This window comes from Enterococcus sp. RTP21361st1_A6_RTP21361_211029 (assembly GCF_040910045.1).
Taxonomy (GTDB): Bacteria; Bacillota; Bacilli; order Lactobacillales; family Enterococcaceae; genus Enterococcus_D; species Enterococcus_D gallinarum.
The window spans coordinates 1-7657 of record NZ_JBDGBK010000120.1 but is presented as its reverse complement, the minus strand read 5'-3'; the positions used below and the strand labels follow the sequence as shown (position 1 = coordinate 7657).

The 7657-nt window shown below is 38.6% G+C and carries 7 protein-coding genes; 4 read left to right on the top strand and 3 right to left on the bottom strand.

Annotated features, from left to right (window positions below):
* Positions 1-106: 106 nt before the first annotated feature.
* The 3 genes from AB5Z52_RS15200 to AB5Z52_RS15190 form a co-directional block, all read right to left on the bottom strand.
* Positions 107-1459: an Nramp family divalent metal transporter gene (locus tag AB5Z52_RS15200; RefSeq protein WP_003128741.1), complete on the bottom strand. Its 1353-nt coding sequence runs from the start codon at positions 1457-1459 to the stop codon at positions 107-109.
* A gap of 503 nt (positions 1460-1962) precedes the next feature.
* Positions 1963-3474, bottom strand: a complete 1512-nt coding sequence (locus AB5Z52_RS15195) for a transcription antiterminator (RefSeq protein ID WP_240077901.1) — start codon at positions 3472-3474, stop codon at positions 1963-1965.
* Between the two features lie 17 nt (positions 3475-3491).
* A complete protein-coding gene (locus AB5Z52_RS15190; RefSeq protein ID WP_021149185.1) occupies positions 3492-3890 on the bottom strand; it encodes an HTH domain-containing protein in 399 nt (132 codons plus the stop codon).
* 125 nt (positions 3891-4015) lie between these two features.
* Between AB5Z52_RS15190 and AB5Z52_RS15185 the strand changes: the two genes are divergently transcribed.
* From AB5Z52_RS15185 to AB5Z52_RS15170, 4 genes are read left to right on the top strand one after another with little or no spacing between them, the layout of a single operon-like run.
* The gene (locus tag AB5Z52_RS15185) at positions 4016-4327 is read left to right on the top strand and encodes a PTS sugar transporter subunit IIB (RefSeq protein WP_005472652.1); all 312 of its coding nucleotides are present in this window, start codon (positions 4016-4018) and stop codon (positions 4325-4327) included.
* Between the two features lie 22 nt (positions 4328-4349).
* Entirely contained in the window at positions 4350-5582 is a 1233-nt protein-coding gene (locus AB5Z52_RS15180; RefSeq protein ID WP_003128746.1) for a PTS sugar transporter subunit IIC, read from the top strand.
* A 28-nt stretch (positions 5583-5610) separates the two neighbouring features.
* Positions 5611-5976, top strand: coding sequence for a PTS lactose/cellobiose transporter subunit IIA (locus tag AB5Z52_RS15175; protein WP_005472650.1), 366 nt, complete (start codon positions 5611-5613; stop codon positions 5974-5976).
* Positions 5969-7405, top strand: a complete 1437-nt coding sequence (locus AB5Z52_RS15170; protein WP_005472648.1) for a glycoside hydrolase family 1 protein — start codon at positions 5969-5971, stop codon at positions 7403-7405. The genes AB5Z52_RS15175 and AB5Z52_RS15170 overlap by 8 nt, the downstream gene beginning before the upstream one ends.
* Positions 7406-7657 lie beyond the last annotated feature (252 nt).

The following is a 7657-nucleotide window of genomic DNA, read 5'->3' as shown; positions in this document are numbered from 1 at the left end:
AAAAGGATATTTTGCCATACAAATAACGACCCCCAAAAGTTAGATTTTTTGGTCTAACTTTTGGGGGTCGCTTCAAAAACTGCGATCGTGCGGCTTTTTTCTTTTTTTAAAAAATACCAGACATTGTTTCGATGATCAAGCGAATGTTGAGGACTGTTAATGCGATGGCGCAAATCCAGCCCAGAGAAGTGACCCACAGAGGGTTCTTGAACTTTTCGCCCATGATTTTTTTGGAACTAGTAAAGTAAACCAATGGAATCATTGAGACTGGTAATGCAATACTCAAAAAGACCTGTGAATAGATCAAAAGATTATCTAGTGCCTGTTCATTACCGCCAAAGTAGAGGGTACATAGTAAAACAGGTACGACAGAAAGGCCACGAGTGATCAATCGTCTTGCCCATGTTGGAATCTTCATATGGATGAAGCCTTCCATGACGACTTGTCCTGTCAGTGTTCCAGTGATAGTTGAGTTTTGTCCGGAAGCCAGTAATGCTACGGCAAAAAGAACACTAAGGGCTGGACTAGCCACCGCTCCCGCGATCGCTGAATTTTGTAAGGCATCATACAGCGCTGAAAAAGTACCGACTTCTTCGCTGTGACCGAAGAACAATGCGCTCCCTAAAATCAGCAACAGACAATTAACGACAAAAGCAGCCGAAAGCTGAATATTTGAATCCCATGTGGCAAAGCGAACAGCTGTAGCGACTTCTTGCGGATTCGTCCGATCAATCTTTCTTGATTGTGAAATCGACGAATGCAAATACAAATTATGGGGCATGACGGTCGCGCCAACGATCCCTAATGCCATGGTCAGCTGTCCAGGGTTCAATACTTGTTTTTGGGGAATGAAGCCTTGAACAAGTGCCGGAAGATCAGGTTGGGCAATAATCACTTCGTAAACAAAAACAAGCAGAATCACCAATATTAAGGTCATTACGATGGCTTCGATTTTTCGAAAGCCTAATTTCATCAAGAAAAGCAGTAAAAAGACATCGAAAATCGTCAAAAAGACCCCTACAACTAATGGTAGACCGAATAATAGATTCAAAGCAATTGCTCCACCGATTACTTCGGCGATATCTGTTGCCATGATCGCCAACTCGGTAATAATCCAAAGGAAAAAGCCCAGCTTTTTACTGGTGTGTTTACGGGTTGCTTGTGCGAGGTCCATATGGGTGACAATCCCTAGTTTAGCTGCCATGTATTGGAGCAACATCGCAATCAGACTTGAAATCAAGATGACGGATAGCAGGAGATAACCATATTCGGCACCACCCCCGATTGAAGTGATCCAGTTACCAGGATCCATATACCCAACCGCGACTAACGCTCCGGGACCAGAAAAAGCTAAAAGATTACGCCAAAAATTCCCATCCTTGGGAATAGCTACGGTATTGTTTATTTCTTCCAAGCTAGGTCCATTTGCTGCCTGGATCAATTTTTTTTCTTCATTCATTCTGTCACATCCTATCTTTTTAGGTGTACCTAAAAACAATCTTATTGTATTCCTTGTTTATGAATTTTTCAAGAGAAAAACTTCTGAAAGTTTGCATTAACTAAAAAAACAGATATTAGAAAAGGACAGATTTCGTTTGCCAAGGTGATTGGTGATTGTTGGATTGATCAATCCTAATCTAAAATAGGGAATGTTGCTCTACATAGAATTGATGAATGAAGGAAATCTATTTGATCCCACTTGTTTAGAAAGACCGAAAATTTTCTTAAGAAACATAAAAAAACAAGAAGCACTCAAAATTGATGATTTTGAGTGCTTCTTGACGCTGGATTGTATGTCGAGGATGAATGAACTTTTATCAGGATCTTTTTTATATTCTTATTATGTCAAAAGAACAAGAAGAGCAGCCTTTAGAATGTTAATAACCAAGTTTATTAATCAAAGAACAGCCAAGAGGCTGCCCACTATTGTGCGACGTGTATGGCTATCAATAATAAAAAGTATCATTGTTTTGTGTTGTTGCTGATAAAACACTGTGTCAGCGTGTCTACAAATTCATCGAAGGTGGTTATGGCACTTAATTTATGAATGTTTTGTTCATCTGTACAAATCATGGCCAGATCATCAAAAATTTCCCGAAACACATGACGGTTATGGTAATTGATGGAAATCAAAAAAACCAATGTGACACGATTATTTCCCCACTGGATCCCCTTTGGATTGACGGCAATCGCAACCCCCGTACGATTGGCATTCATTGTCAGTGAATGTGGAATAGCCACTGAACCAAAGGCAGTAGAAGAAAGTTGCTCCCTCTCAATTACTTGTGGATAAAAGGTCTCGTCCACGATTCCTTCTTCTTTCATTTGACCACATAATTGTTTGAGCAATTCTGCGGAGTTTTGATTTTCAGTTGTATATGAGAATCGCTTTTTATCAACAAGCGATAGAAAGGTTTTCACAAATTGTTCTTTTCGTTTTTTTTCTTTGATATCAAAGATCTTGGCGGTAATTTGTTGCCGATCTTCAAGGGTAAAAAAAGGATTAATGATCACGTATGGGGTAGCGATCACTTGCTTCAGTTTAACAGCAGACACAATCAGTTCTGTATCTACATACTGCAACTCTTTTTCACTAGTAAGAATATTCTGGATCTCAAGGTCATCAGAGAAATTTTTCTGAAGCTTTTCCATCACCTGAATATTCATGTTGTAGTAATGAGGCACTAGAATCGTGCAGTTTATTTTATTCGTACGCTGTTTTTGAATTTCTAACGCATAGCCTAAATGAAAAGCTATGTAGGCAATTTCGTCTTCACTAATCGTATAACCGATTTCTTTTTGAATGACATGAGAAACCTGGACGGCACAATCATAGATGAGCGGACATTCTTTTTTTAGTGTTTCTGTCATTGGGTTTCTACAAGAGTAGCCGTTATTGATCCGATACAGTAAATTCTTTATATGGAGGGCAAATCGAATGAAGAACTCAGGTTCATTGCCATCAATAAAGTATAATTCATCCACTTTTGCTAGAATTTTTCTTACTAAGTCAAGGCAGTTTTTGTCCGTGACCTTCTCTAACTCATCAGGTGAAATTTGAGTGAAATTCACGCTAGTTCCATTCGCTGAAATTAGGATAGCTAAATCACGAATTTCTTCTTTGGGAAAACGAATACCGTACCGTTCCGCTACTTTTTCCGCGATTTTTTCGGAAATTTTTAGTACTGTCGGATGGATTGAGTGAGGCGCTTGAGCTTCTGCTTCAGGAGACTGAAAATTTCCTTTCATACGGTCTACGGCAATTGCTAGATGAATAACTATATTTGTTAACGCATAATCATTCGTGAAAAAATCATAGTCTGAAAAAAGTTCGGCAATAATTTCCTTGATATAATCAAGGTCAAAATCTATAAAACTTTCTTGTAGCTTAGTCATATCAACGAAATGATTATCCAATTCGGATAGCAATGTCTGATGGATTAATTGTCTTTTCGCTTTTTCTGTCCCAATCAACTGTAGTGTATCTTTGGTTAGTCTGACTTCGATAGCCAGTTCAGAACATTTTTTTTAAGTTTTTTTGCATCACTCAATAATGTGGACTCGCTGATAAATAGTTCTTCTGCTAGATCATAAACAGATAGAGCTTCCTCGGTTGAAATCAGTCGCAAAAGGAGATAAGCAGTTCGTTCAGTAGGTGTTTCAGGGACACTTGTTTCTGTGTTATTGAAAAAAGTGACCAGATTACTTGCTATCACTCGATAGCCTTTGTTTGAAGAAAGGATCAAATCAGATTCATTGTCTTGAATATCTGCGATATACGATTTTATCGTCCGTTTGGATAACCCAAATTTTTCCGCTAATTGAGTGGAGGAAACCCAATTGTCTTGCTCATTTAGATAGTGAAGAAGTTTTATATACTTTGCTTTCATTGGCTGACACCCTCTCTTTCACCACTGCAGTGCAAAAGAATATTTGTTTCACCGCTGTAGATTGACTATAGTATAACTGTAATTGATAGCGCTATCAATGAAAATTGAATTGGGGGAGAAAAATCATGAAAAAATTGAATGTTTTACTTGTGTGTGGATCTGGAGCCAGCTCAGGTTTTATGGCTGCTAATATTCGCAAAGCTGCTGCTGAAAAAGGATTGGACATAAAAATTACTGCTCGCGGTGAAAGTGAGATTGAAAACTACATTGACGACATTGATGCGTTAATGGTTGGTCCCCATCTGGCGTATATTTTGGATGAAGTAGAAGAATTTGTTGGTGATGCACCAGTGAAAGTGATTTTGATGAAGCCTGAATACTATGCCACATTAAACGGAAAACAAGCTTTGGATCACTTGTTGGAAGAGGTACAGTAGCTTTCAGAATGGAGGGAATAAAATGCAATCCTTAATTAACTGGCTGGAAAACAGCTTTACGCCCAAAATGAATAAAATCAATCATAACGTTTGGATCGTGACTCTTAAAGACTCAATCATGCAGGCTTTGCCATTAATTTTCTTAGGATCGGTCTTTTGTATGCTGGCAATTTTAAATGATTATTTTCCAAGTTTACCCAATTTCTGGACGCCATACGGATGGACGATGGGGATGATCTCACTTGTCATATCTTTTCTGATTCCTTTCAACTTGATGGAGAAAAAAAGACTGCGTAAGCAAAGAATCAATGCTGGAATGTCTGGAATCATCTTATTTTTGATTATTATTTCTCCACAAGTCATTGCTGACGGAGAACCTGGTTTTAGTCATAGTGCGCTTGGTGCAGGGGGAATGTTTATTGCAATTGTTGCAGGACTATTCGCTGGTATGGTGTTGAATTTATTTGGAAAGTTTTCTTTTTTCAGTGAGGAATCGGTGATTCCCGATTTTGTCCGCTCTTGGTTTGATGCTATGCTGCCAATCGGTATTGTTGTCCTTACCGGATGGATCTTCGTTGATCTTCTTGGCTTTGATGTCTACAATGCTGTTCTAGCCATCTTTATGCCATTACAAAGTGTGATTGAGACGCCATGGGGCTTTTCATTGATGATGTTGATTGTTTGTTTCCTCTATTCGTTGGGAATTTCAACATGGGTATTAACGCCTGTTTTAAATCCAGTTTTATTGACTGCTATTCAAGCAAATATTGACGGAAAGGCAATGAATTTAGTAACTGATCCAACTATTTATTCTGCTTATCTATGGATTGGCGGTATCGGCTGTACAATGCCTCTTGTTTTTATGTTGATGCGCTCCAAATCAAAAAAATTAAAAGCCTTGGGTACGGCTTCGGTTGCTCCGACGATTTTTAATATCAATGAACCGATTGTTTTTGGCTGTATTGCTTGGAATCCACTATTGATGGTCCCGATGTGGTTACAAGGGTTGATATTGCCATTAATTGTCTGGTTATTTACGAAAGTCATTGCTTTTGCACCTATTCCAACAGTCATGTTTCAAATGTGGTACTGTCCATTTCCGATTGCCACTTGGCTAACTACCGGAACAATTTCAGGCATTCTGCTAATGCTGATTGTTTTTGTCGTGGCGGCAGCGATTTGGTATCCATTTTTTAAAGCCTATGAAAAACAAGAATGCGAAAGAGAAGCTGCTGAAGCAACTGAAAGAGTATAGAAAGATAATTGTGAAAGAAGGTCTTAGAATGGTGAAAGAACAAATCGTTCAACATGCCATGCAGATAATTCTACATGCTGGAGATGCCAGAAAGCATTGTATGGATGCCTTGAAAGCGATTGAATCATATGATTTTGCACTGGCTGAAGTGGAAATAAAGCAAGCAAATGAGGAGATTGTACAGGCACACCGCATACAGACAGATGCAATTACGGCTGAAACATCTGGTGAAGATGGAGAGTATTCTGTGTTGTTCGCACATGCACAGGATACATTGATGACTATTTACAGTGAGATAAATATTGCTAAACGCATGCTGGCAATTTTTAAAGCCTATGATCGGCGCATTGAGCAATTGGAGAGTAGACTGGAAAGAGAGGAAGAAAATGACTAAAATACCTGAAGGTTTTCCAAAAGATTTTTTATGGGGCGGTGCTATTGCAGCTAATCAAGCTGAAGGTGCGTGGGATGTAGACGGAAAAGGCTGGTGTGTGGCAGATATTAATGAGTTTCTTCCAGATGTTGACTTAGAAAAGAAATCTAATATGGAAATAACGACAGCTTATATCAAAGAAGCAATGAACAGTACAGAGCGAATTTTTCCAAAACGGTGGGGAATTGATTTCTATCACACGTATAAAGATGACTTGAAATTGCTTGCTGAATTAGGGCTAAAAACATTTCGGACTTCTATCAACTGGGCAAGAATTTTTCCAAACGGAGATGAGTTGGAGCCGAATGAAGCGGGTTTGCAGTTTTATGACGATTTATTTGATGAAATAATAAAAAATGGTATGGAACCAATGATCACAATGTCTCACTATGAAATGCCACTTCATTTGACAACTTCGTATAAAGGCTGGTATTCAAGAGAAGTTATTGATTTCTTTGTCCGTTATGGTCAAGTTCTGCTAGATCGCTATCATGACAAAGTAAAGAAGTGGATAGTGGTTAATCAAATCAATTTAATTGTCCATGAATCGTTCAATCATCTTGGAATTCCTGAGGATGCAGTAGAGGATTTGCTTTCTGCTAAATATCAAGGAGTACACAATGAAATGGTTGCTAGTGCATTGATTACAAAATATGCGCATGCACATTATCCAGATAATGAGATCGGCATGATGCTTTGTGGCGGTCCATCTTATGCCGCATCTAGCAAGGCGGAAGATGTTCTAGCTGCATTAAAATTAAATCAAATGGAGTATTTCTTTGCAGACGTCTTACTTCGCGGCCGCTATCCTGGTTATGCTTTCCGTTACTTTGATGATAAAGGCATTCATGTAACTTTTGGAGAAGATGACGAAGAAGCACTGAAGCATACGGCAGACTTTATGTCTTTTTCTTACTACTATACACAAATATGCGATCAAGACTCTTACGATAAGGATTTAGGACCACACAGAAATAAGGAACTACCAGCAAATCCTTGGGGGTGGACAATTGATCCCATTGGCTTGAGAATTCTTTTAAATGAGTTTTATGATCGCTATCAGTGTCCAATTTATATCACTGAAAATGGGATTGGCTATTTTGATAAATTGGAAAATGGGAGCATTCATGATTCCTATCGTATAGAGTATTATCGAGATCATATTCGAGCCATGAAAGAAGCAATCAAAGATGGTGTGGATCTGCGCGGTTACTATGCTTGGGGACCCATTGATATAGTCAGCTGTTCGTCTAGTGAAATGAGCAAACGCTATGGATTTATTTATGTAGATAGTGATGATTATGGAAAAGGCAGTGGCGAAAGAATCAAAAAAGATAGCTTTGCTTGGTATCAAAGAGTTATCCGCAGTAATGGAGAAATCATTGACTAAGATTAAAGAGAGTTAAAGAGAATAGAAGATAAGTGCTGGCTGCTCTAGCTGAATGCTTTCTTTTAGTGGAAGCAGACCATCCACAAACTCAAAGGAGCAGTCCTCTATAGCCCGGATTTTCAGGTTACAAAAGAGCTTATCGCAGGCATAAAACAAAAAGTACTCGAAAATGACTTTTTGTAGTGACCCCAAAAAGTTAGACTTTTATGGAGTGGAGAAATCCACTCCTTTTTTGTATGATAAGATTAACTG